At 70.4% G+C, this 23390-nt stretch carries 16 protein-coding genes and 1 pseudogene; 8 read left to right on the plus strand and 9 right to left on the minus strand.

What is annotated here, in order from left to right; all coding sequences use genetic code 11:
- Positions 1–657: 657 nt before the first annotated feature.
- Both ABZ855_RS46850 and ABZ855_RS46855 read left to right on the plus strand, forming a co-directional pair.
- Positions 658–1011, plus strand: a complete 354-nt coding sequence (locus ABZ855_RS46850) for a hypothetical protein (protein WP_360819726.1) — start codon at positions 658–660, stop codon at positions 1009–1011.
- Between the two features lie 52 nt (positions 1012–1063).
- Entirely contained in the window at positions 1064–1351 is a 288-nt protein-coding gene (locus ABZ855_RS46855) for a hypothetical protein (RefSeq protein WP_360819729.1), read from the plus strand.
- A gap of 29 nt (positions 1352–1380) precedes the next feature.
- Here ABZ855_RS46855 and ABZ855_RS46860 read toward each other — a convergent pair whose 3' ends face one another.
- The 4 genes from ABZ855_RS46860 to ABZ855_RS46875 form a co-directional block, all read right to left on the minus strand.
- On the minus strand, positions 1381–5193 hold the full coding sequence (locus ABZ855_RS46860) for a hypothetical protein (RefSeq protein WP_360819732.1): 3813 nt from the start codon (positions 5191–5193) through the stop codon (positions 1381–1383).
- A 423-nt stretch (positions 5194–5616) separates the two neighbouring features.
- On the minus strand, positions 5617–6030 hold the full coding sequence (locus ABZ855_RS46865) for a hypothetical protein (RefSeq protein ID WP_360819735.1): 414 nt from the start codon (positions 6028–6030) through the stop codon (positions 5617–5619).
- Positions 6030–7991, minus strand: a complete 1962-nt coding sequence (locus ABZ855_RS46870) for a hypothetical protein (RefSeq protein WP_360819738.1) — start codon at positions 7989–7991, stop codon at positions 6030–6032. Before ABZ855_RS46870 ends, ABZ855_RS46865 begins: the two co-directional genes overlap by 1 nt.
- 845 nt (positions 7992–8836) lie before the next feature.
- Positions 8837–11323: an alpha/beta fold hydrolase gene (locus tag ABZ855_RS46875; RefSeq protein ID WP_360819741.1), complete on the minus strand. Its 2487-nt coding sequence runs from the start codon at positions 11321–11323 to the stop codon at positions 8837–8839.
- Between the two features lie 102 nt (positions 11324–11425).
- On the opposite strand from ABZ855_RS46875, the gene ABZ855_RS46880 reads away from it, so the two are divergent.
- The 3 genes from ABZ855_RS46880 to ABZ855_RS46890 all read left to right on the plus strand — a co-directional run bounded on the left by ABZ855_RS46880 (position 11426) and on the right by ABZ855_RS46890 (position 13468).
- The gene (locus ABZ855_RS46880; RefSeq protein ID WP_360819743.1) at positions 11426–11731 is read left to right on the plus strand and encodes a hypothetical protein; all 306 of its coding nucleotides are present in this window, start codon (positions 11426–11428) and stop codon (positions 11729–11731) included.
- A 416-nt stretch (positions 11732–12147) separates the two neighbouring features.
- Complete coding sequence (locus tag ABZ855_RS46885) at positions 12148–13059, plus strand: hypothetical protein (protein ID WP_360819746.1); 912 nt, start codon at positions 12148–12150, stop codon at positions 13057–13059.
- Between the two features lie 166 nt (positions 13060–13225).
- Entirely contained in the window at positions 13226–13468 is a 243-nt protein-coding gene (locus tag ABZ855_RS46890) for a hypothetical protein (protein WP_360819749.1), read from the plus strand.
- A 243-nt stretch (positions 13469–13711) separates the two neighbouring features.
- Here the strand turns inward: ABZ855_RS46890 and ABZ855_RS46895 are convergent, their stop codons facing one another.
- Together ABZ855_RS46895 and ABZ855_RS46900 are read right to left on the minus strand one after the other, a co-directional pair.
- On the minus strand, positions 13712–15781 hold the full coding sequence (locus tag ABZ855_RS46895) for a Shedu anti-phage system protein SduA domain-containing protein (protein ID WP_360819752.1): 2070 nt from the start codon (positions 15779–15781) through the stop codon (positions 13712–13714).
- The gene (locus ABZ855_RS46900; protein ID WP_360819755.1) at positions 15778–15948 is read right to left on the minus strand and encodes a hypothetical protein; all 171 of its coding nucleotides are present in this window, start codon (positions 15946–15948) and stop codon (positions 15778–15780) included. Before ABZ855_RS46900 ends, ABZ855_RS46895 begins: the two co-directional genes overlap by 4 nt.
- A 589-nt stretch (positions 15949–16537) precedes the next feature.
- On the opposite strand from ABZ855_RS46900, the gene ABZ855_RS46905 reads away from it, so the two are divergent.
- Positions 16538–16861 carry a hypothetical protein gene (locus tag ABZ855_RS46905; RefSeq protein ID WP_360819758.1) on the plus strand — a complete coding sequence of 108 codons (324 nt, stop codon included), beginning with the start codon at positions 16538–16540 and terminating at the stop codon, positions 16859–16861.
- Positions 16862–16937: 76 nt separating this feature from the next.
- Here ABZ855_RS46905 and ABZ855_RS46910 read toward each other — a convergent pair whose 3' ends face one another.
- Both ABZ855_RS46910 and ABZ855_RS46915 read right to left on the minus strand, forming a co-directional pair.
- On the minus strand, positions 16938–17576 hold the full coding sequence (locus tag ABZ855_RS46910; RefSeq protein WP_360819761.1) for a hypothetical protein: 639 nt from the start codon (positions 17574–17576) through the stop codon (positions 16938–16940).
- A gap of 3 nt (positions 17577–17579) precedes the next feature.
- Entirely contained in the window at positions 17580–20921 is a 3342-nt protein-coding gene (locus ABZ855_RS46915) for a DnaB-like helicase C-terminal domain-containing protein (RefSeq protein ID WP_360819764.1), read from the minus strand.
- A gap of 742 nt (positions 20922–21663) precedes the next feature.
- Between ABZ855_RS46915 and ABZ855_RS46920 the strand changes: the two are divergent.
- Together ABZ855_RS46920 and ABZ855_RS46925 are read left to right on the plus strand one after the other, a co-directional pair.
- A pseudogene (locus tag ABZ855_RS46920) lies at positions 21664–22231 on the plus strand (transposase).
- 76 nt (positions 22232–22307) lie between these two features.
- Positions 22308–22802, plus strand: a complete 495-nt coding sequence (locus ABZ855_RS46925) for a hypothetical protein (protein WP_360819767.1) — start codon at positions 22308–22310, stop codon at positions 22800–22802.
- Between the two features lie 121 nt (positions 22803–22923).
- Here ABZ855_RS46925 and ABZ855_RS46930 read toward each other — a convergent pair.
- Positions 22924–23390, minus strand: a 467-nt coding sequence (locus ABZ855_RS46930; protein WP_360819770.1) for a transposase, incomplete at its 5' end; no start/stop codon positions are given.

Below are 23390 nucleotides of genomic sequence, written 5' to 3' on the forward strand. Positions count from 1 at the left end.
CGGCGGCCGACTGCACCGCGGCTGGACCGGCGGCGCCGGCGAGGTCGGCTTCCTGTCCGGAGACATGACGCGCCGTCACTTCGCGACGGAATGATGTTGGGTTGCTCCGCAACCCCCTTGAAGACGTTGAGAGTTGAACGTTACTCTCTGTTGTCTTTGTCCCGTGGTCTCGGGTGCCGGCCTCGGGTGGGTCACTGTGCCGGCGGGGTGTGGCTCCCGGTCTGGGTAGCGGGCTGATCTTCTATTTTCCCTGGTCAGAGGCTTAATGCCTCTGGTTTGAGGGGGTTTGTGTCTCTGGTCCGGGTGGGTCCGGGGCGCCCTCCGGGCTTCCCGGACCCGGTCCGTTGTGGTTACAGTATGGCAGCAACGAGGGGAGGTTGGCAACTGGTCCCGCATCGTTGCTGTCTGACGGTACATCAGATTAAGCGCCCATGCTTGGTTCCGAGTGGACTAGACCTCTATGGAATTGGTACGTATTCTGTTACGGGTTACATGGCGTCAGAAATGGATTCCGTTTGAATTGAGGGAGCGTCAGTCCCGAGGGAATCCCATTAGAGGTTTGTTACGGGTTCCGGAAAGGACACGTAACACGTAACGGAGTTGCGGGGAGAGAAAGGCAACCCGTAACAGGATAGGGCACGGAAAGGAATTGGGGAATTGAGCGCCACGAATTCAGCAGCCGCCGTAGTCGACGGTACGAGCGGGACGGGTGAGGAGCGGGCGGCGGGGGGTGCCGCTGCTGCGGGCGGGAACGGTGCGGCGGTCACGGCGGCTGAGGTCCGGCGGTACGAGCGCTGGAGCGACGTTCCGGCCGGGCTGGTCACCCGGACCCGGCTGGCCGACGCCGACCCGCCCCGGCGTCCCGGCGGTCCCGTCCGTGCCCGCGTCCGGGACTTCAACTGGCGGGGGAAGCCGGAGACGTTCGACCTGTACGCCGTCGCCGAGTCCGTCCCCACCGCGGCCACCGGCCGCCAGCTGGCCGCCGCGGCGCAGCGGCGGGCGGAGGTGTGAGGGGTGCGGGGCCGTTGGCCAGCTGCCGCTGCTCGAGCACGACGGGCGGCGGGTGTGCGCGGCGTGCCGGCATCTGGCGCGGCTGGCCGAGAAGCTGGAGGCGCTGCGGGTGCGCAGGGCTGAACTGGGCCGGTGGGCGCGGGTGTTGCTGTCGGAGCGGCTGGCGGTGGTGTGGGTGGAGCTGACCTCGGCTCCTCTGACGGGGTCGGGGAGGGCGCGGCCGCCGCTGGCCGGGCAGGTCCAGGTCGCGGACGAGACAGGCCTCGCCCTGGAGGACCTCCTGAACCACCGCGCCGGTCACGGCAGACCCGGCAGTGCGTCGGCCGCCGGGCTCGCGTGAGCAGCTGCTCGGCGCCGTCGAACGCCGGTTCAGGCCTGGACGGCATCGATGTCTCCGGAGTTGACCAGTGCTTCCCTCAACGCCCGTAGCACGGCGGGGTGTTCGTGTGCGGGCCGGGCAGCGGCGGCGTCCAGCAGGGCGCGGGCATGGCGTCGTACGGCCGCGTCCTGCCCGGTCTCGGCGGGGTGGGTGACCAACTGTGCGGCCAGGAGGAGTGCGTCCTCGCTGTCGGGGTGGCGGGCGGCGCGTTCGGCGACGAGGTCGGCGTCCGTCAGGGCCGGGGTGTGCTCGGCGCTCGCCCGCGTCAGGGACAGCCACAGGTCCTCGTCGAGGCCGGTGTCCGCGAAGTAGCCCGCGCCGGCGAGGGCGCCGGACGGCAGGCCAGCCGCGAGCGCGGCGCGCCACAGGTCGGCCGCCGCGGCCAGCCGTTCGGCGGCATCGGGCCAGGCGGGGCCGTCGGTGCGCGGAGTCCGGGAGGCGATGGCGGCCAGCAGCAGGCAGGCCGCGTCCGCTCCCCCGGTGCCTGTGGCCAACTCGGCCCACAAGACGGCCGGATCGCCCAGGAAGGCGGGGTCGGCCAGGAGCACGACCGCCGTGTGGGCGGCGGCGCCGGGCGCCGGACCGGGGTCGGCGTCGCGCAGCGCGGCGAGGAGCTCGGCACGCTCCAGGGCCGCGAGGACCTGGCGGTCGTACGGTCCCCAGCGCAGCCAGGAGTCGGCCGGCGAGGGACGGCCGGGGGCGAGACCGTACAGCGCGGTGCGGTGGTCGGTGGCGGAGGCGGGGGCGTGCCGGTGCAGGGCGGGCAGGCGCACCCCGATCGCGGTGGCCACCGCGTCCTGGTCCCCGCGCGCGGCGAGCGCGCTGGCCACCGTCTGAAGGACGTCGGCGGGCATCTCCCCTTGCGTGCGGGCCCGGTGGACGGCGTACTCGAGCAGGCACCCCAGCGCCCGCACTCCCGGATCCGACCCCAGCAGCGCCGCGTCCACTCCACCGCCGCCTGCCGGGCCGGGACCGTCGGTGGGGGTGTCCTGGCGGGCCAGAGGGGCCGCCAGGGCGTGCAGGTGGGCCAGGACGGCCTTCTCCTGGTCGTCGGCGAGGGCGGTGTCGGTGCGCCACACGGTGGTGATCAGGTCGAACAGGGCCTGGTCGGCGAAGAACACCGCGGTGCTCCGGTCGTCGGCGGCCGCGGTGTCGGTGGCGGAGGTCGTCTCGTCGAGGCGGCGGCGTACGTCGAGCGCCGCGGTGACGGCGTCCGCGAGCGCAGAGCCGGGGAGTGCGCCGGGGCGGTCGGCGAGGACGGCGGCCGCGGCGAGGTAGAACGCGCCGAGCTCCGGCAGCTGCAGTGCGGCCAGGACGGCGGGCACGTCGGCGGTCCAGGCGGCCGGGTCGGTGGCGATGAGGCGGTGCAGGACCATCGCGTAGCCGTCGGCGCCGGTGTCGTCGGCTGTGGCCAGAGCGGCGGCGGCCGCCACCGGACCGTGCCCGGTGGCCACCTCGGCCAGGTCCTCGGCGTCCAGCACTGTGGCGGCCTTGTGCGGCTCCAGCACAGGCGCGGTACGCGGGTCGGACGGGCCGGCGGGCTTGAGGCGGCGCGCCGCCTCAAGCACCGGCTCCCAGTCGGCCAGCAGCCGCGCGGGCAGGACGGGCGACCAGTCCCACACCCGCAGCCACGAGGCGAGCGGCTCGGCGAGACCGTCGTCCTGCTCGGCGTCGGCGGGCAGGACCTCGGCCACCTGGGCGGCCGACGGCGCGGTGCCGAGCGCTATACGAACGTCCGCCTCCAGCTGCACGGCGCGCTCGGGCGGGCAGGTGCCGAGCACGAGGTCGAGGAGGCGGGCGGGCTCCGGCGCGGGCTCGGCGGCCAGCAGGCGCGGGACCAGCACGACGGCCTGCTCCCACCACTCCTGTTCGGCCAATCCGCCGGCGGGCGGACGGGCGGCGAGATGGGCGGCGAGCAGCCGGTCGTGCAGCCGGCCGTCGACCGGGGCCACCCGGGTCAGCGGGCGGGTGCGCTCGGCCAGGTGCAGGCCGGCGTCCGCGTCCGCCGCGGCGAGGTCGAGCACGGTGCGCGCCAGCCTCGGCCCGCCGTACGCGGCCGGATCACCGGCGTGCACCAGGTCGAGGTCGCCGCCGAAGACGAGCGGTCGGGAGGCCTCGGGCAGCAGCGCGATGTCGCGGGCGAGCAGGCTGGCCAGCACGGCCCGGATCACCGTGATGTTCGGGTGCGCGCCGGCGGCGCGGCCGGCCGGGTAGGCGGTGCACGCGAGTTCGCGCAGCAGCGCCGCGGCCTCGTGACCGGGCAGACGCGCGGCCGTCTCCTTGGCGATCAGCTCCCGCGCCTCCTCCTCGCCGGCCACCGCGGCCGCGACCACCGCTTCCGCCGCGGCGACGTCCCCGGCGGCCAGAGCCTTCTTGGCCTGGGCTTCGGCGGCGGCCGCGCGCTCGGCGACGGCCCGCAGGGACAGGTGGCCGGCGTGCTCGTCGTCGACCGCGCCGGCCAGCAGCCCCTCCACCACGAGGATCCACGCGCGCGTCCGCTCGGTGCGCGGGACCGCTCGCGCCCACCTCGCTGCCAGGCGCAGCGTCGCCCCCACCGCCGGGCCCCCGCCGTCCCGTACGCCGGGGTCGGCGAGGACGGCGCGCAGCTGGCCTGCGTCGACGACGTCCCGGTGGCGTACGGCCAGGCCCAGCAGCCCGTCCAGGGCCAACCGGCCGGCCGCGGCGACCTGTTGCGCGCGGGCGACCGCGGCGGCGCCCTCGCCGGCAGGTGCGGCCAGCCACGCCCGGGCGGCATCCGGGTCGGCGCCGGCGACGTGGTCGAGGAACGGGGCGGCCGGCCACCGTCCGCCAGCCGCCCCGTCCGGCACCAGCAGGTGCGGCGCGTGCTCCTGCAGCACGTTCAGCCACGCCGGCGCCGGGCCACAGCGGAAGAAGTAGTCGGTGGCGCGCGGGTCCGACCAGCGGGCGAGCTCGGCGGCCTCGGCCTCGCCCGGGGCCTGGAGAGCGGCGAGCTCGAGGACGTGGGCCGCCCGGTCCGGGAGCGGCACCAGCAACTGGCGGGCCGCACCGAGGAGATCGGCGTACAGCTGGACGGCCTCGCCGGGGCCGGCGGCGCTGCCGTGCAGGATGCCCGAGGCCACCCCGTAGACCGCTCCCCACACGTCCAGCGCCGTCTCCTGCGCCGCGCCGAGCGTGACCCCGGTCAGCCGCTCGACGATGCCGCGGGCTCGCGCCCGGTGGAAGCCACCCGGGCGTTCCAGCTCGCCGCGCAGCACCTCGGCCGCTGCCGACACCCGCTCCCACCCCGCGCCCACCGGGCCCCCGGAGCTGGAGTTGGCGGCCCCGGCGGCCGGCTCGCCGGACGGGGAATCCTCGGCGGCAACAGGCGACGGGAGGGCGTCCACCGCGGCCAGCAGGTCCTTCGCCGCGGACTTCAGGCCCGCCGTGACCGGGGCGCCGGGCAGGCTCAGCAGCGCGTCCGCCGCGGAGCGCACACACGCCGCGGCCACCTCCGCCGGCCGTACGAACCCCTCCCCGGTCAGCACCCGGTGCGCATCCCGCAGCAGCCCCAACGCCCGTACGCCCGCCTCGCCCTGAGCCTCAAGAGCCGCCGCCAGGACGTCGTCGACCTCCGGCAGCGTGCTCGCGCTGGCCGGCGCCCCCACCTCGTCGTTCACCGCAGCACCGTAGCCCGCTGGCCACCACCCCGGGCCGGCTATGGCGGATCCGCTATAGCCACCCGCCCGATCCTGCCGCTCCTCCCCCGCGCGCTGGCCGCCGACACCCGCCCGCCGTACGGAGGAGAGGCGGGCGGCGTACGACCGCGGCACGCTGCTGCTCATCACCACGGCCTGGGCACCGGGGCGCAGCGGACGCCGTAGGGCCTCGTCCGGAGCCGACCGGGCGACGGTCGTCGCCGTACGGCCGCCCGCTGCTGCATGAGCGCGTGCGTGAAAGTGTGTGAATTTGTGAAAGCCCCTCAGGCGGCGCCCAGTGCCCTGGTGGTCAGGTTGGTGCGCAGCCGCGGCAAGGGCGGACGGGGAGCAGCACTTCGATCGGGAAAGGCTGGCCGTTGGCCGGCGGGGGCATGCCCCCTGTCGGGGGCAGTGTGCGGGGTAAGGCCAGGTCCCTTTCGGGACCCTGTCTCTCGGGTGCGGGACCGGGGCCGTTGGCCCCGGAGCGGGTGGGCCCCCGGCACCGTCCTTCCGGTGCCGGGGGCCCTTAGTGTGTTTCCGGTGCCGGCCGTGGTTTCGGCCGGCCGGGGGTCAGGTGCGTCGGCGCGGGATGCGCGTCCGGTGCACGAGCGGGATGCCGAGGCGTGCGGCCACGGTTTTCTCCAGGGTGGAGACGACGTGGCCGGGGGTGGCGGCTCGCAGCGGGATCACCCAGTACTCGACCCACTCGTCCCGCTTCGACGTGCTGCGGTTGGTGTGCTGGCCGAGCCTGGTCGCCGCGGCTCCCCGGTTCAGGGCCCGGGTGGGGGCGGTCTTTCCGCAGTAGCAGGCGTTGCCGTTGCGGTTGACCGCGATGTAGATGGCCTTGTCCTCGTACCCGGGGTCCTCGCCGATGGGGATCGGCTCGGGCTGCGGTTCGACGAGCCACTGGCCCGCGAGCCGGGCGAGCATGGCGTACCGCTCGTCGGTGATGACGACGACGCCGGCCCAGGTGGTGTCGGTCATCAGCGCGGCTCACTCTCGGCGATGCGGGCAAGGTCGTTGCCCATGAAGCTGAGCTGCTTGAAGGACGGCTCCACGACGGTCCAGGAGAGTTCGGTGGTGGTGCCGTTCATCTTGCGCAGGGCGATCAGGTCGTCGAGGTCGGCGCCGGCCGCGGTGAGGGACGTCTGGAAGGCCGTGAGGGCCTTGTCCTCCAGTTCGGTGGCGGTGGGATCGTTCTGGTAGCCCTCGGGGGCGAACCCGTGGTTGGCGGCGAGGCGCAGGTGGGCGTTGAAGTCGCTGCCCTTCCAGCCGTCCTGCTCGACGAGGCCGTCGGCCCACCACCTCGGCTCCAGGCCGGCCCGGATCCGCTTGATCGCGTCGGCGAGCACCTGCCGGCCCTCCTTCGTGTCGAGGACGGTCTTGATGACCGTGCCGACGCCGGCGCGCATGACCTTGATGTTGCCGACGATCTGCTCGGCGGAGCCGCCGGGCGCGAGGAGGTAGCCGCTGGTGACGAGGGTGACCATGGCGAGCACGCCGAGGAGCAGCCGGGCGGGGACGTCGCCGTTGTCGGCGCGCTCCAGGAGGTCGTCCACGGCCTGGTCGTTGTCGATGTTCTCGACGGACCACTCGTGGTCGGCGAGGGCCTGCCACAGACAGCCGGTGTCCAGCGCGGTGCGCACAGGCGCCAGCTTCTCCTTGGCGAGGCTGGAGTAGGAGCGCAGGCCGAGTTCGACGATCGGACCGCTGCGGTGGGTGACCTGCAGGCGGCGCTTGTCGAGCTTCGCGGCCATGACCGCGTTCAGCCGGGGTTCCTTGCGGGTGAGCTGCTGGACGACGAACGTGAACCGCAGGTCGCGGAAGGCGGGGTTGAGGCCGAGGGACTTCATAGCGTCGGTGACATCGGCGCGGCCGAGGAGGACGTCCCGCACGGCCTGGGCGTCGTCGCCGAGCTCCCCGGAGTCGAACAGGGCGGTGACGATCTCCTCGGCGGTGACACCGTTCTTCGAGGACGGATCGAACTGCTTCACCCCGACGTTCATGCGCATCAGCAGCGAGCGGACCGCGACGGGGAAGCGTCCCATGCCCATGGACGGGTTGTCGTCGGTGTAGCCGACGATGACCTGCACCGGGACGGTCATCGCGTTGAGGAGCCTGGCGGCCTGGTCGCGCTTGGCACGGGCCGCCCTGCTCGTGCCGGTGGCGCCGTTGATGTCGCGGTGGGCGTTCTTGACGATCTCCCGGACGAGATCCCGCCGCTCGGTGAGGGGAAGCCGCATGAGGTGGGACGGAAGCAGACTGTCGGGGTCCTTGGCGTTGGTGGGGCGGATCGAGCTGGCCGGGACCGTGATGTCGGCGGTGCAGGACGCCCAGCGGCTGTTGCCGTCGACGAGGCTCAGGTCGTCGTCGGGGTGGCGTCCGGGGTTGAGGAAGGTGGCGGGGACGGCCGTCAGCGGCCGCTCCACGATGCGCCGGCCGACTTCCTGCGGGTTGTTCTTCCTCACGCCCTTGGACGCCCGGTCGATGGCGGCGAGGAGGTCGTCCATGGCGTCGGCGTAGACGAGGGTGGCGTCGGTGTCGTGCGCGGTGGGCATGGACAGGACCCGCAGGTTGGCGCTGGTGTCCGGGTCGGCCGCGTAGTGGGCCTCGTCCAGGAGCCGGTCGTTCTCGATCGCGGGGGACAGCAGCAGCGTGTACGCGCGGTAGGTGATGACGCTCAGCCAGCCGGTCTCCACACGGTGGCGCTCCAGGCGGGCGCCGTCGAGGAGTCCGGGCTCGACCGCCCCGAACGCGATCCGGCGGACGGCGGCGGCGGAGATCCGGACGTCGGGGTGGCTCTCGAGGAACTTGATCGCCTTGGTGGTCTTGCTGACCGGCTCGACGCGGTGCACGAACGGCGTCGAGCGGTCGCCGGAACGGATGTCGATGACCTCGATACCGTCGATGTCGTCGTGCTCGTCAGGGATGTCGATGGTGCTCACAGGGCCTCAATCGAATGGGCCGGCGCGAGGCGGGCTCGCGGCCGGTGACCGGCGTACGCGAGCAGAGCGCCATCGGAGCGCAACGCACCCGTGCCCGCCCGGTGAGGACCGCGGTCCGTCGCTGAGCTGACCCGGCGTCGCTTCGGTGACCCGCAGGCGGATCCGGGTACCCGCCCCGTGACGTGCAGGCGGCGTACTCAGGTCTTGCCGGTGGATACCGCGGTGTCCACCGGCTGCGCAACAGGCCGCCCTCGGCGGCGACGATGACAAAAGGGTACGCCCCTCCGAGCGGGCGCAGCACGCGAGTTGACGGTCTTTCCGATCCGACCGGCTGCGACCTGCACGATCTCACCCGACGGCCCGTCAGGGGCCAGGTGGGGGTCGCCTACCGTACGGCCGACGGGTCACCTCGACGTCCGCTCCGCCGAAGCGCAGCGGACGACACCGTCATACGGCCTCGCCGCGGCGCGGTACGTGGGCGCGGCGGGTGACAAGCAGCAGGCCGGACCCGTTCCACGACGTCCCGGGACCCGCGCTTTCCCCGGCTCCGGGAGCACGGCGCCGTACGGCGGACGAACCCCCGGACCGGGACCCGAGTTGCGACGAGCCCGCGGACGCGGTCAGCGCCGTACGACGCTCATCCCGCCGACGACGTCCACTCGAAGGCCTCCAACGCGCTCCGGCCGGTCACCTATACGCAGATTTCGACCAGAACAGCAGGTCAGCCACCTTACAGCGCCTGATCCGGCTCGCTCTGACGGGCCTAACGCCTCGGCCCGTCAGAGCAGTTCGCGGTTGCCGCCATGTGCCCTCCCGTGCTGTTCACGAAGGCAGGTATCCGTACCTCACGTGAGGAGATGCTCGTCGGCCTCGAAATATCCGAAGCGCCGGAGCATGCGCACGAGAGCACGCCGGAGCACCTGTCGGCGCTCGGTGTCCTCGACCATCGGAGACACAGTGATCGTCACTGCCATCTCGGACAGCGAGTTGCGGTCAGTCGGGCCGACCTCGCCGAGATCGATCAAGGTGTCGAGGTTGGCCCGGGGCTGATCGTGTGGCCCCTCGGCGCTCATCCGCAGCTCCACGGTGGGTGGGCCAGCCCACCGCATCGTCGTGGCATCACAGATAGCCGTCGGCAGGACTTCGGCCGCTGTCTCCCAGGCTGCCAGCAAGACGGACGCTACCTCCTTGAGGGAGAGCTTGGTCGACGCACCCGTTGGGAGAACGGCAGCCCAGGCGGCGGCTTCCTGGATCGTGACCTCGGCACAGGTCACGGTCGACGATTGCAGGGCGCCAGGCAGAGCGGCCATGACCGCCCCGGTCAGGGCCGGCCGTCCGTCCGTGGAAGCGATGGTTGCCGAATAGCTGATGGAGTCGTTGGCGTTGCGGTTCGGCCCCAGGTCCCAGTTCGCGGCGCGTAGATCCGCGCCTCTCCTGAGCGACAGCGTGGTCACCGCACCGGCGAGGCGACTGAAAGGGAGTTTGGTCTTGAGGTCGCGGCGACGCGCTGGGGTGACTTCCAGTTCCTCAGCGGTGTCCCAGGGCAGCGTGATTACCGCGCGCAGCCGCAGTTGGGGTGCGGGCTGGGTAGCGGTCCAGTTGGTGGCGGAGCGTGTTTGGTTGAAGCCCAGATCTACTTGGGGTTCCCACCGCCAGCCGTTGTCGAAGCGGACCAGCCAGCCCCTACCCCAGCTTCCGCCTTCGAGGGCGACGCGCTGTATGTCTGGGCCGAGCACTGTGGGCTCGGTCCCTGGGGCGGTGGGGTATCCGACGGCGTTGAGGGGGTCGCTGTCCGCCGCTGGACGTCCTGCCCTTACAAGGGCACTCCAGAGGGGTTCACTTACGGCTACGGCCCGGCCGTTTCTCAGACTGAGCACCCAGCCGGGGCTGGGTTCCTCGGCGGCCGCGAAGTGCTGCACAGCGGTGGCGCCGGAGAGGTACGCGTCGGAGTCCGGCGTCCCGATTCCTGCTGACCGGAGCTGGTCGTACGCTTCCCGCAGCTCGCGTTCGTAGCGGGGCAGGCCCTGGCCCACACGCGGCTGCGGGCCGGCGGTGTTGGGTACTGCCGGTGGGTCGGCAACGGTCGCCGGCGTGCTCGTGCTGCTGGGCGGAGATGTTGTTCCTGCTGGTGCGAGCAGGCGCTCGTTGAGGAGGCGCACCAGGGCGTCGTAGGTCTCGAAGAAGGCATCGCGCAGCGTGTGCAGTCGCAGCTCGCTCTCACCAGGCTGGTGCTCGCCGAGAACGAATGTCCAGGCGTCTTCTCTCTCCCGGGTCGGCAGATTTTCGAACGCCTTGGCATCAACACGGTCGGCGAAGAGAAGGTCGGTCATTGCTTCGCTCAGGTCCGTGGTGGCTGTGCTGCACGTGGTTGCGGCATCGCGCAACGCGGGGTCGATGAAGTGGAGGGGGTCGTTGCTGAGGACGTCAGCGGCTTCGTGGAAGAGTCTGTTGACTCGGCCGCTGACCATGAAGAAATCCTGGGTGCGCAGCGCTTTGAGCCAGTCAGCGTATGGAGGCAGTACGTCCAAGATCCGCGCGGCCTTCGCGCTGTCGCCCCACGGCGCAGCCTGGGCCGCGGGCGCGGAGGAAATCGAAGCGGGGGCGCCTGGATCCTCCGGATCCGTCTGCTCAACTTCCAGCAGATGGGTGCGAAGAGCGACGTAGGCAGGGTGCTCGTGCGTCTTGGCCTGGATGATGCTGGAGTGATCTCCGGGAAGCATGAAGACCTTGGGAAAGTTTCCCTGCGCGGAGGCGCGAACGACGACTTTGTCCTCCTCTCCCCCGAAGACCCAGAACGGGATGGGGCACGAGGAAGCTCCCACTTCCCGGGCATAGACGATCTGGTCAATGACCGTTTGCTGGGCGTCCCTCACCTCAGGGTTGAGCGGTCCCAGCGCGCGCACTTGGGGATTCTTCGACCACCACGCGCTACGAAGCGGCAGCGCGAAGTCGGAGCCGCTGTTGGGACAGGCAAACAGGACGACGCCTCGGATCTTGGCGAGTTGCTGCCCTTGCCCGCTGTGGATCATCCGCGCGAGGTAGCGCTGAACGATCAGCCCGCCCTGGCTGTGGGCAACCAGGAACAGGCGGTCGTGCCCGGCCGCCTCGTAGTGCAAGAACGCCTTCAGCCGTTCTGCGAGGTCGTTGTAGTCAGGAGTACGGCGGTCGGGTCTGAAACGGAACTTGGGTGTTGCGTACCCAAACCGTCTCACCGCGACATGCGCCAGCTCCTCATCGGATTCGAGAAGCCCGGCGAGCGGATCCCATGTCTCCTCGGACGAGAAGAGCCCATGGATGAACACCACTCCGAGATTGGTGGCGCCTACGCCCACTGTGCCTCCATGACTGCCTCACAACGTCTCGTGCGTGGCTGATTGTTGCGCACCGGTGATGCCGCTCGGCGTGGTGGTACGCGCAGTCGTTCACACGAGCTGATGCGCAAGCACACCAAGGCCGAACTGCTGCGCATGGCCTACGTGGGCGGCCTGGTACGCCACAACTCCCCCGAGCAGTGGCGCAAGGATGAGATCGCCTCCGCCGTCGTGGACAACGAGCTCAGGGCCGCCGCCCGATCCAGCGCCGACCAGCCTCCCGCCCCACCCGCATCGGTCGCTCCGACGAAGCGGCCGTCGGTACGGCACCACCATGACGAGTGCGACAAGACGGTGTACGAGGGCGACGCCTGCACCTGCGACATCATCGGGCAGTACGGACCGCCCTCCGAACGGGATGCCTACTGAGCCCTTTCCATGACTGCACCCTCCCCACCACGCCGGACCCCGGGCCCTTTCTTCAGGCCCGGGGTCTCATGCTGTCGGGTTCGGGACAGGCGCAGTCGTACGGACCGTGGAGGCCGCTGACAGCCACGGGAAGAGACGTCACCAGCGACCGGCTCGAACCGGACTCGCCGCCCGTGTTCTCCCAGGTACGGAGTCACGGCGTGAACTATCCAAGAGTTAAGCTCCAGAACATCAAAGATCACCATCTGAAGCGTTAAAGGTTCCAGGCGCCAAGTACGCGCCTGCCTGCGGCTACGAGGACCAATGGCTTCCTACTGGGGTCATCTGGTATCCCATGTCTTCCGATAGCCCGGTCTGAACGGGATGCGGCCAAGCGGCCGCACCGGAATTCGACACCCGCTTCGTACGACCGATCGGTGAACATGGACTCCGTGAACACCGAACTGACCGTGCTCAAGCGGGACATGGCCGTGAGCCAGGACGACACGATACGGATGCTGCTGGAGCAATCCAAGCGCACCGGCCGTGCCGTCCTCATCCGGCGTGCCTTCGTCCAGGACGCCGATCCAGGCCTCCGCCTGGTCACGCGGCCCGGCCCGTTCTCCAAGATGCTGCGCAGTAACGAGCGGCTGGACCTGTTCCTCCTGATCCACTGCGTCACCGCGCGCGCCGACTGGGGCGTCGCTCACCGGTCCGAGACCTGGGGCCGCGCCGCGGGGATCTCCTTCGCCACCAACGGCACAGCGAGCGCCGCAGTCTCCCGGCACCTGCACAAGCTCAAGGAACTGAAGCTGATCAGCACCGAGCCGTACGGCCGGATGACGAAGATCACCAAGTTGCTCGAGGACGGCTCCGGCGACCCGTACACGCTGCCGTCGGGCGACAAGGAGGGTTCCCGCAAGAGCACCTACTTCAAGGTGCCCTTCGAGTACTGGGAGCAGCACTACTACCGGAAGCTGTCGATGCCGGCGAAGACGATGCTGCTCATCCTCATGAGCCAGCGCAGCCCGTCCTTCGCCCTGCACAAGGCCAGGGAGTACGCGCTCTGGTACGGGGTCTCCCCGTCCACGGTCGGGCGCGGCATCGAGGAGCTGAAGAAGAAGCGCCTGCTGTACGAGTTCCTCTCCGAGCAGCAGTTGGACGGCTTCTCCGTCCTCGGGCAGAGCACGCATGTCCGCTGGGCTCTCGCCGCGCCGTTCGACCTGAACGTCAACAAGACGGAGCGCGAGGCGGCAGAGGCCACCTGGACTCCTTCGGGCGTCGCCCGTACCGCGCTGCGGATCGGCGCCCGTGTCCCCGCGCTCTCGGGGGCCGCGATTCCGCGATGAGCACCGCCGGGGCACTACGGCCCCCGGCCCCACGACTCCCGGCCCGGCACACACGGGCCGGGCGCGGCGCAGGCCGCCGCCCCGAAACGGGCGACGGCCCCCTGTTCCAGCAGGGAGCCGCCCGGTGAACAACCCGACAGTCACTCCCCAAGGAGGCACCATCAGCATGTCCAACGAGCCTAAGGGCACTGACCAGCCGCCGTCGACCCGGCATCACCAGGGCAACGGCAAGCTGCGCCACATCTGGTCCGAGATCCGGACACGGCTGCGGCAGCTGCTGGACAGCGGCCGCCGCCGTCGCCTGCGCGCCCTCGCCCGTACGGCGGGATACGGCATCCTCCGCGGCTCCGCAGGTGCCGTGGGCGCGAGCGGGACCGGGTGGATCATCTGGTGGATCCAGCAGCGCTGAACCGGCGCACCCACTGATCCCGCGTCCGCCGACCTGGTGGTCCCGGTCCCAAGGCCGGGGCCACCAGCGGCTGGGCTGGGACGCCCTGCTTCCCGCGCAGGCCTGGATGCTGGAGAACATGCTGCACCTGAAGGCCTCGGTGCGGCCGTCGGCGCACGGAACTCGACGCACTCGGCATGCGCTGGTAGCGGCAGCTCTTTACTGGGCACACTCGCAGGCCACCCAGACCGGTGGATGGGAGTCTTAGCGATCTTCGACGATGAAGCACGCCCGCTGGTAGAGCTCGTCGAACGTGATGATCTCGACGTCCTGGATCGATGTCCGGTACAGCTCGAAGGAGTTGATCTTCTCCGGGTTCACACGGCCGTTGTGGGTGAACTCGCGCAGGCTTCCGATCACCACGACCTGCCGGGGTCGGGTGGTAGACAGTTCGACGCCGGTCGGGGTGCCGTCGTCGTCGCAGATGTGGGTGAGGAACTCGCGGGAAATGAGCTGCTGGGCCTTGCTCACCGTCTTCTGCACCTGCGCCACGCCGCCGCCCAGTTCTTTCGATGCCTGGTAAACGCCCGCGCGGTACGGGGTCTTGGCGAGCAACTCCGTGTCGTGGGTCTTGATCTCGCAGAAGAGCATGCTGCTGATCAGGCCCTTGGAACGCATGATGGCGTCGATGCGCTTCCCGGCTCCGCCGAAGATGTCGGCACCGGTGGTGATGCGTTCCAGTTTGCCGTCGCCGATGGATTCACAGGCGATGAGGTTGAGCCCGTAGCCGAAGATCCACTGGTTCGCCTCGAAGAAGGCCTGCCAGACCGCCTCCGCCCCGCGCGTCGTCGCAAGGCTCTCCTCCTGCTGGAAGTAGTCCGGATCGTTCAGCAGCCGCTCGAACCTCTTGAGCTGCTCTCTGCGGTTGCTGATCAACCGGATGTCCTCCTCGGTGAGCCCGCCGCCGATCGCGGTCCTGACCGCGCCGAGAACCATCGTCCGGTCCTGGCCGGTCAGCAGCTGGGTCAGCTGGGCCTCGTCACCGGCCACGAGTTGGAGGGAGCCGCCGGGCGTGCTCAGCCCGGCGCAGCCCTGGAGGAAGTTGATGACCTTCCAGAAGTTCTCGTGGACATCCCCAGTGTCGACGAGCGCCTTGACGGCCCGGGTGGCCCCGCTCTCGGGCAGTGTCTGTGTGGCGGAGACGTCCCCGACCTTCTTCTTGTCCTTCTTCCACAGCTTGATCCTCGGCGTGAAGGTGCTGCCCTTCTTGATGATGGTGACGCTGCACAGTGTGGCCACCTGGGGCCGGTCGTCGAGGACGAATTCGGTGATCATCCGGCGTGCGCGGGTGTCGTAGAGGTAGTGGAACCCACTGCTGTCCTGCGAGGCACGGATCTCCAGGTCGGCGAAGTCCCCGCGGGTGACGTCGAACTCGGTGGTGGTGAAGGGGAGGCGGAGACCGCGAACGATGGGGGTGGCGGGTGCGGTGGCTTGGGCCCGCCAGTCCGGCGGGATGTGGGGCAGCGGCCGGGTATCGCCTTCGACCACGAGGCCCTGGACATCGGTGCGTCCGAGCTGGCTGAGCAAAGTCTCCAGTGTCCGCCAGATCGCCTCCTTCGTCTCCGGGGCACAGGTGGGCAGGAGCTCGCGCTCCACGGTCAGGACCGCCTCGTAGGTGTCCGCCGTCCAACCGTCACAAGGCGCGGGGTTAAAGAAGCCGCCGTCGCGGCGCAGGGTCAGGACAGCTGTACGCAGCAGGTCGCATGCGGTCTCCTCGCCGGCACAGTCCAGAAGGCTGTAGGTCTGCCCGAGGACCAGGTCGAGCTTGCCCGTGTCGTCGTCGTTCAGCGGCAGCGGGACCAACGGGCCCGCGGGCGGAAGCCGGACCGGCGTGTAGATCGGGCGGCCGGAGAGGAACTCGTAGGAACGCAGGCCCCACCCGTCCGGTGCCAGCAGCCGGTTCAGCTCCTCGACCTGCTTCATCGCCTCCTCGACGCTGGCCGCAACCTCGGGATGGACCATTCGTGCCAGGAAGGCCAGCAGCACCTCGTCCGGCCCGTCGGAGAGCTCCAACCGAGTGTCCTCGAAGATCCAGTCGTCGTCCAGGTCGTAGTTGTTAATCCGGTGCTGCTGGATGTCGGCGCGGACAGTCGGGAGCCAGCCGTTCTCGGACGCAGGTCGGTCCAGGTCGTAGAGGTCCTCCAGGAACGTGACCTCGTCCAGTTTCCCCCACCAGGGGCTCGATATCCCGCGCAGATAGCTGAAGATGTCGTGCCGCGTCACCTTCGTGATCGATGGCTGCGCGTGTGCCGGGGCGGGGTCACTGGACGTCATGTGTCCAGGATGGAGGGCAGGGCGGTCAGGTACCGGTCGATCGGGACTTTCCATCGTCGCGCTCTGGCGACGGCTGCGACGGTTTCGTGGGCGGCGTAATTGAGTAGGCAGCCGTAGAGGTTGAGGGTGGTGGCCAGAGTGGAGTAGCGCAGGGTCTCGGAGGCCACGGCGATTAGCATGGTCTCGCCGATCATGATCGTGTCCGCAGTGTGCCGCTGGTCGCGCACGCCCCCAGCCGCGCAGCCGCCGCATAACTGCTTCCGCCCCAGCCCGGCCGCCGGGCAGACAACGGGCACGCTACAGAGGGGCGAAAAGCCTCTTTCTAGGCTGCGGCTGCGCTCGCTACGGTTACGGGCCTGAGCGGGGAGGCGACACGGTGAACATCTTCACGTGCCGGAAGTGCGGCGAACCGTACGACGCCGGAGTGTCCTTGGCGAAACGTCACGCGTGCGGGGAGCGGCAGACGGCCGCCAGGCGGCAGGCTGCCGCCGAATGGCGGGAAAGCCTGGGATGGCGGGAGGGACAGGGATTCGGTGGGGCGCGCTCTCGGTCGCGAGACGAGCGGCGGGACATGCGGATCGCTGCGGCCTGGGCGGTTCTGTCAGGTCTGGGGGCCGCCGTGTCGATGCTGTCCGGTGTCCGAGTACACCACCGCACTGACTTGATGAAGGCCGCACGACAGCCGCGGGCGGGCGGGTTCGGTGCAGGCGGCGACAGCGACAGCGCTGGAGAGTAACCAACCAGCACCAGGACCGGTTGGGGAGACCTGGCGGAGACGAGGGGGTCGTCAATGTCCACCTCCCGCCGGGCTGCATCGAGTGGGTCCTGTCCTGCGCAGCCGCCGCCCGGCAGGTGAAGGACACGCCGCTGCTGGAGGCAGAAGTCGTCCTCGACAAGGAGGACTCGTCGTCGGGTGTCGAGGGCGACAACCCGCACCGTGTCCTCCACTACGACGTACTCGTACGTACCGGGGCTTCCGTCCGACGCACGTCGTCCCGGCCCAGAGAGACGAACAGGCCTTCGTGCAACACCTCTGTCGATGTCCGTATCCATCCCACCGGCGCCCAACCTCGCAGGTGACAACAAGCCCGCCTAGGTGACGCCTATCGCGCTTTGGCTCAGTAGGCGTGGTGGCATGGGTGTCCGGGGTCCTTTCTCAGGCGCCGAGGCCGACGTAGGAGACGTAGGTGTAGGCGCCCCAGTCGGAGTCGAGTTCGGTGATGATGTCGTCCCAGATTTCCTCGAGTTTGCCTTCGTCGCCGGCTTCCATGGCGTCGACCGCGTCGTCCCAGATGTAGCGCACTGCGGGCAGGCTGCGGTGCGCCTGCTCGCCTTCGAGGTTGGGGCGGCGGGCGTGTTCGTCGACGAGGGACTGGTCGACGGGGTGGATCTCGACCGCGGTGCCCTTGCCCTGGTTGTTGAGGTGCTGCTTGAAGGCGCCGAGGTTGTCCAGGATGCGCCGGGTGCGCAGGTTCCAGTACGCGGTGTCGACCAGCTCGAGGTTCGCGGCGCTGGGCTTCTGCTTGCCGGCGAACCAGTTCTTCAACGCACGGGACTTGACGGTGATCCCGGCCTCCCGCATGGCCTCGACGCCGGCGTCGCTGTTGAGGTACTTCAGCCGCGCCTTCAGGCCGCGGGGGGAGGTGACGGGGGACTTGATGCCGCCCTCGATGATCTGCCGTTCCAGGGCCTCTTCCAGGGCGCGGCCCAGGGCCTTTCCGCCGCGGACGTTCTCGAGGGAGCGGTTCGCGCCGTAGGTGCCGAAATTCTTCCAGCCGCTGTCGTCGTACGGCATCGGTTAATTCCCCCCGAGGGTGTAAAAGCGCTTCACCTTCATCTGGGTGGGCTTGCGGCCTTCTTCCCAGACTGTTTTCCAGTCGCCCCCGGCGACGTGGAGTTCGTCGACGCCGGATGCCTGGACCAGGATAAGGCCCCCCTGATGGGCTTTCCATCCTTTCAGCCAGAGGCTGGCAAAAGCCTGGGAGCGGATGGTGTGGACCCACTCGGGTCGGCGGAGCTCACGGTTCTTTCCTGATTCGCCGATCGTGGAGGTGAAACGGGAGTACATGGCCTTGACATATTCCTCGGTGGCCGAGTCCTCGGTTTCGATCGCGGTCTGACGAGCCTGTTGCAGGACGCGGCGGAATTTCTCCAGGAGTGCTTCGGAGGCGCCGGAGGTCCACGATTCCAGGATCCGGGGCGCCTCGCTGAGTTTGAGTTCATGGCAGCGGATCAGGAGACGGACGGTTGCCTCGTCCAGTAGGTAGGGGCCGGGCTCCTTACGGTTGCCGATCGGGTTGGGCAGGTGGGCGTGGGGCCATACGAAGTGGTCGACACGGTGGATCCCGGCGCGGCGGCGGTCGTAGCCCCCGTTGGGATCGTGCTTGAGCGCGCCGATGGGGAGGTGCGTCTTGAAGGCGGACAGATAGGCCGCGTTGGTGTCCAGGCCGACCACGTCCAGCGGGTGGTGCTCCCCCTTCCTGATGGCCTCATAGAGGGGGGCGTTGCGCCATTTATGGCGGCCTTCCCAGATTCCGTCGGCCTCGCCCTGTCCGGGTTTCGAGAGGAATTCCAGAGCGGGCGGATAGACGGTGTGGACGTAATTGGCGCCGACCCGGGTGAGTTTGAACAGGGCCATGGAGTCCGGCACGGATTTCTTCTGCAGCATCTTGACCGCGGCCTCGATGTCGCCGCCCGTCTCGTCCAGAGCCTGGTCGACCGCGGCGCTGATCTTGTTGAGGAAGTAGGTGTAGTTCCGGCCGCCGGTGCCGGGAGTGTCCTCGGGCGGAGGCATGTCGTCGCTGAACGAGGCCGACGGCGCCTCCATCACCACCCCCTCGACCACACCCCGGGCCAGGTCGGCCGCCTGTGCGCCCTCGGCGTCACCGGGCGCGACATCAGAGACTCCGGCGGCCGCGGTGGACCCGGAGACGAGGGCGGTCCCTGCCTCCGGCGTGCCGGTGGCAGGGACCGGCGGCGGCGCCGGGGCCGGGGCGCTGGTGGGGGTATCGCGGTGAGTGGCAGTGAACGCGGCCAACGCGGCGCCGAGCCGCTCCCCTTCCGGTGTGGCCGGCACCGGCGGGCGGCGGGCGGCGAGGCCGTCCAGGGCCTGGCGCAGCCCGGGCAGTTCATCCTCCCGGGCGGGCGCGGCAGCGGCCTCGCGCAGCGCCGCAAGCGCGCCAGCCAGGCGGGCGGACAGGCCGCTCCGGGCACCGGAAGTGAACGGCAGTGCAGCGTCGAGGAGTTCGGCCTCCACGGCCGCGAACCCCTCCCCCACGGCCGCCGAGACGGCCGGCGCGGGACCGGCCTGCAGGGCGACGCCCAGAGCGGCCTCGGCGGCCGGGCCGGCGGTGGCCTTCTCGCGCTTGCCGCCGCCGAACGTGTGCGCGGCCTTCGGGTCCCGCGGGCGGGCGGGTGCGTCGGTGAAGCGGGCGCACACGACATCGGCGCGCAGCGCCACGGTCGTCAGCTCGCCGAAGTCGCGTTCGGCCACCGTCACCTGGGCGTCGTTGCCGGTGCGGGTCAGGGTCAGGGTGACGTGCGCGGCGTCCAACGCGGCCAGGGCGTCGGGGTCGGCGGTGTCGAGCACGGCCACCACCGGCACGTTTCGGGTGCGGGCCAGGTGCGCCAGCACCCGGGCCGCCTCCGGCAGCGCGGGGCCGGACAACGGGATGAACGGATCAGCCGCGTGCTGGAAGCGGTCGACGACGACCAGCGCCAGACCCTCGACGTAGGGGGCGGTCTCCGCGATCAACTCAGCACTCAGGCCGGTGCCGTCGTCGACGTGCATGTCGGCAGCAGCCAGCCGGGCCTGGACCGCGGACGCGGCCTCTTGCTCGTCCGGGGTGAGAGCGCCGGTGCGCAGCCGCCGGTAGTCGAGCCCGGCCTCGCCGGCGACCACCCGCATCGCCACATCCGTCCGCGACAGCCCCGACGCCGCGTACAGCACGGGGAGTTGGCGGGTGAGGGCAATGTGCCGGGCAGCATGCACGGCCAGGAGCGAGCCGCCCGCGTGCGGCTCGGCCGCCACCACCGTCAGCACCCCCGACGGCAGACTCCCCAGCGCGGTATCCAGGGCGTGCAGACCGAACCCGCACCGCGGCACAGCCGACGGCGCGACCGCCTCCGTCAGGGCCAGCCCGGCGACCTCTCCCAGACCGTGCAGCCGGTGCAGCCCACCGCCCGCGGACAGGACCGGTGGGGGGACCTCGGCCGTTCCCGCTGACGGCGCCGTACCGTCCACACCCCGACCGGCGATGTTGCCCCGGCCACCGACGGCTTCCTCAGCGGCAGCGTGGCCGGCCACGGCGGCGTCGGGCCCGACGGAGTCCGGTCCGGCACCCTGCAGATCCGCGGTGCGGCCGGCGGCTGCCAGCGGCGCGGGTACAGGCGCAGCACCGGAACCCGCCGAGGCCACGACCGCGGCCTCGGCAACACCTTCGCCAGCGGGCGGGACGGCAGGGTCGGCAGCCGCGGACACACCGGCTGACGCGGCGTCCGCGACGTCGACGGCAGGTTCGGCGGAGGCCTCGGGCGCAGCGAAGACCTGGCGGGCGGCGGGCATGCCCTTTCCAGCGGCCTCATGGGCCTGGGGCGCTGCGGACGCGCCGGACGGGAGATGCGCGGCGTCCGCCCACGCTGCGGCCGGTGCTGGCGGTGCGGGCGCGCCGCCGACGGGAACGGCAACCAGTGCATCGCCGGGCGGGACCAGGGCAGCGTCCACCAGGACCGCAAGCGGCGTCGTACGGTCCAGCAGCACCTGCGGCACACCCGGCACACCCGGCCGGCCAGCCGCGTCGATCACCCGGTCTCCCAGCTTCGGACGCGCCGCCGTCCGCGCCCACGACGGCCACCCCACCAACCGCGCCCGCGAGGCGGCATCCAGCCGCCCCACCGGAATCAGCGCCGCACGGAAGGTACGGTGCGTTTTCCCGTCACGCTTGACCACCACTGTCATACGCCCCTCGTCCCGCGCCGCGTCCACCAGCTCATACAGCCGGTTCCGCGCCTCGGTCACCCCCAACACCTCCGGCTCCTCGACCGGCATCGGCGCAGCGGCGGACGGATCGGCGGCACCGCCGACCCCTTCCACCGCGGGCTCAGCTGCGGACAGATCGGGGACAGCGGAGTGGGCAGACATCAGGATCTCCAGACACGAGAAGCGGGACGGCCCGGGCACGGCCCTGTGCCCACCGGCAAACCACCGGGCGCTGAACACGACCACGCCCCCGCCTCCACGAACCAGCAGCGGGCGGGGGCGGACTCGGTCAAGACGGGCAGGGCGCAGCCACAGACACAACACACCTACAGGTCAACCGAGTTGCCCCGGGCCACCAGCAGCAAGCCCCACCCTACCCAACCCGTAACGAAACCCGCCACGCAACCCGGCATCGACACGTAACAACAAGAGGAGGGAAGACGGGACGGCGTGACGGGTGCAGGTGAGAGGGGCGGGCACGACCGGGTGAGGGACGACGGGGAGGCCGGGCACCGACACCGCACAGACAGACACACCCGCCCACAGACACACAGCCAGACGCACCCATCCCGCCACAGCCCCCATGACAGCCCACGACGCCCACCAGGCCGACGCACCCACCAACCATTACCGGTAGTTCGTTAAATTCGGTGGTGGTGTGGGTTGACGACAGATCGGGTCGGTCGTAGGCCGGTGGTAGGAGTCAACTGCTCGACTGGGGGCTGAAGATGACCGCTCGCCGTCCGTGTCCGCCTGCGCCAGGGCCGTTGGAGGAGTACGCGGCCCGGTTCGACGACCTCTTCTTCAGCCTGGCCCAGCGGCGGGGTTTTCGCGAGTACCTGACGGGACTGCCGGCGCCGCGGAGCGGAACAAGACGATCACCTGCCTGGCAGGCGCGGAGCCCGTGGCGGGTGCGGGGACACCGGGCGTCCAGCGGCTGCAGTTCTTCCTGTCCGAATCGCCGTGGGAGGCCGAACAGATCAACGACCGGCGCCTTGAGCTGCTGCGCGAGCAGCCGGCGACGGCTCCGCACGACGGCGGGGTCATCGTGATCGACGACTCCGGGGACCGCAAGGACGGCACCGCGACGGCCAACGTGGGCCGGCAGTGGCTGGGCCGGCTGGGCAAGACCGACAACGGCATCGTCACAGTGACCACGGTATGGACCGACGGCCGCGTCGACTACCCACTGCACGCGCACCCCTATACCCCGGCATCACTTCGCCCGCGGCCGGTCCGATCCCGCATTCCGTACGAAACCGCAGCTGTCCGCTGCCCTCGCGGCTCGCGGGAAGGCGGCGGGTTTCGGCTGCCGGGCGGTTGTCGCCGACTGCGCCTACTCCATCAGTGACACCTGGTACCTCGCACTGCGCGAGGCGGGCCTGGCCTACGTGGTGGCCCTCAAGCCGCACCGCGGGACCTGGGCCGGGCCGACCAGCCGCACACGCCCATCGAAGCCGCACACGCCCTGAACTGGAAGGATTCCAGGCGTCCCGGCGACTGGACACCCGTGGAGCGTCACTTCCGCGACGGACACACCGAGACCTGGTGGGCCGCCGATGCCCGACTGGGCGGCTACGGCCCCGACTCACCCTGCCGCATGGTCGTGGCCACCACCGACCCAGCCCGGCTGCCGCCGAAAGCCACCTGGTACCTGGCCACCAACCTCCCCCACCCGACGCACCCCACGCCGCCACCGGCCTCCACCCACCGGCCGACCTCGCCGAGATCGTCCGTCTCTACGGCCTGCGGCCCTGGATCCAGCAGAGCTACAAACAGATCAAGGACGAACTCGGCTGGGCCGACTTCCAGGTCCGCTCCGACCGCGCCATCCGCCGCCACCAGACCCTGGTCAACTGCGCCTTCTCCTTCTGCTGGGACCAGTGGTTCGCCCCACCCGGACCCCTGGACGCCACCGCGCCGGACCCGTACCTCGACGAGGGGCCAGAGGGGGGCCAACCGAACCCCACCCACCCCAACTGCCCTGCTGGCCCAGGGCATTACGTTCGGTTCGCGCATGGCTCACCCCCGCCACCACCCTGAACCGATGGTGGCGATCCTGGACGGACACCGACCCGCCCTCCGAACTCCAGGCCCTGATCGACGCGGTCACCACCGGACACGGCATTGACCTCTACCTCCGGATTTAACGAACTACCGTTACTCAGGTTGAATTGGCGATGTCCGGTTCATCGATCAGCCCGTCGAGGCCCAGACCAGTGGTCGGTAAGCAGCCGGCTATCAGGTGCGGCCGGTACTGGATCTTCTTCAGCTTCCGCTTGATGACCCGGGTCAGGTGCGTGAGGTCGGCGGCGGCGAAGTCGGCCAGGGCCCTCTTGAGCAGGCTCCAGATGCCTTCCTGCGGATTGAGCTCTGGCGCGTACGGCGGCAGGTGGAAGATGACCAGCCAGTCCTTGTGCTCCGCTTCGAAGTCGAAGAGCTCCTGCTGCAGGTGCACATTGAGGTTGTCCCACACCCACACCACCGGGGTGCCGAGTTGCAGGTGCACCATGCGGATGAAGTCCCGGTAGTCGCTCCAGGTGAAGGTCTTCGGCTCGCCCCTGCGGCCGCGGTGGACGTGCAGCTTGTAGAACATCCGCGGACGGTGCCCGGGCCGGAAGCACACCGCGC

The sequence above is a fragment of the Streptomyces sp. NPDC047042 genome, assembly GCF_040644035.1.
Taxonomy (GTDB): Bacteria; Actinomycetota; Actinomycetes; order Streptomycetales; family Streptomycetaceae; genus Streptomyces.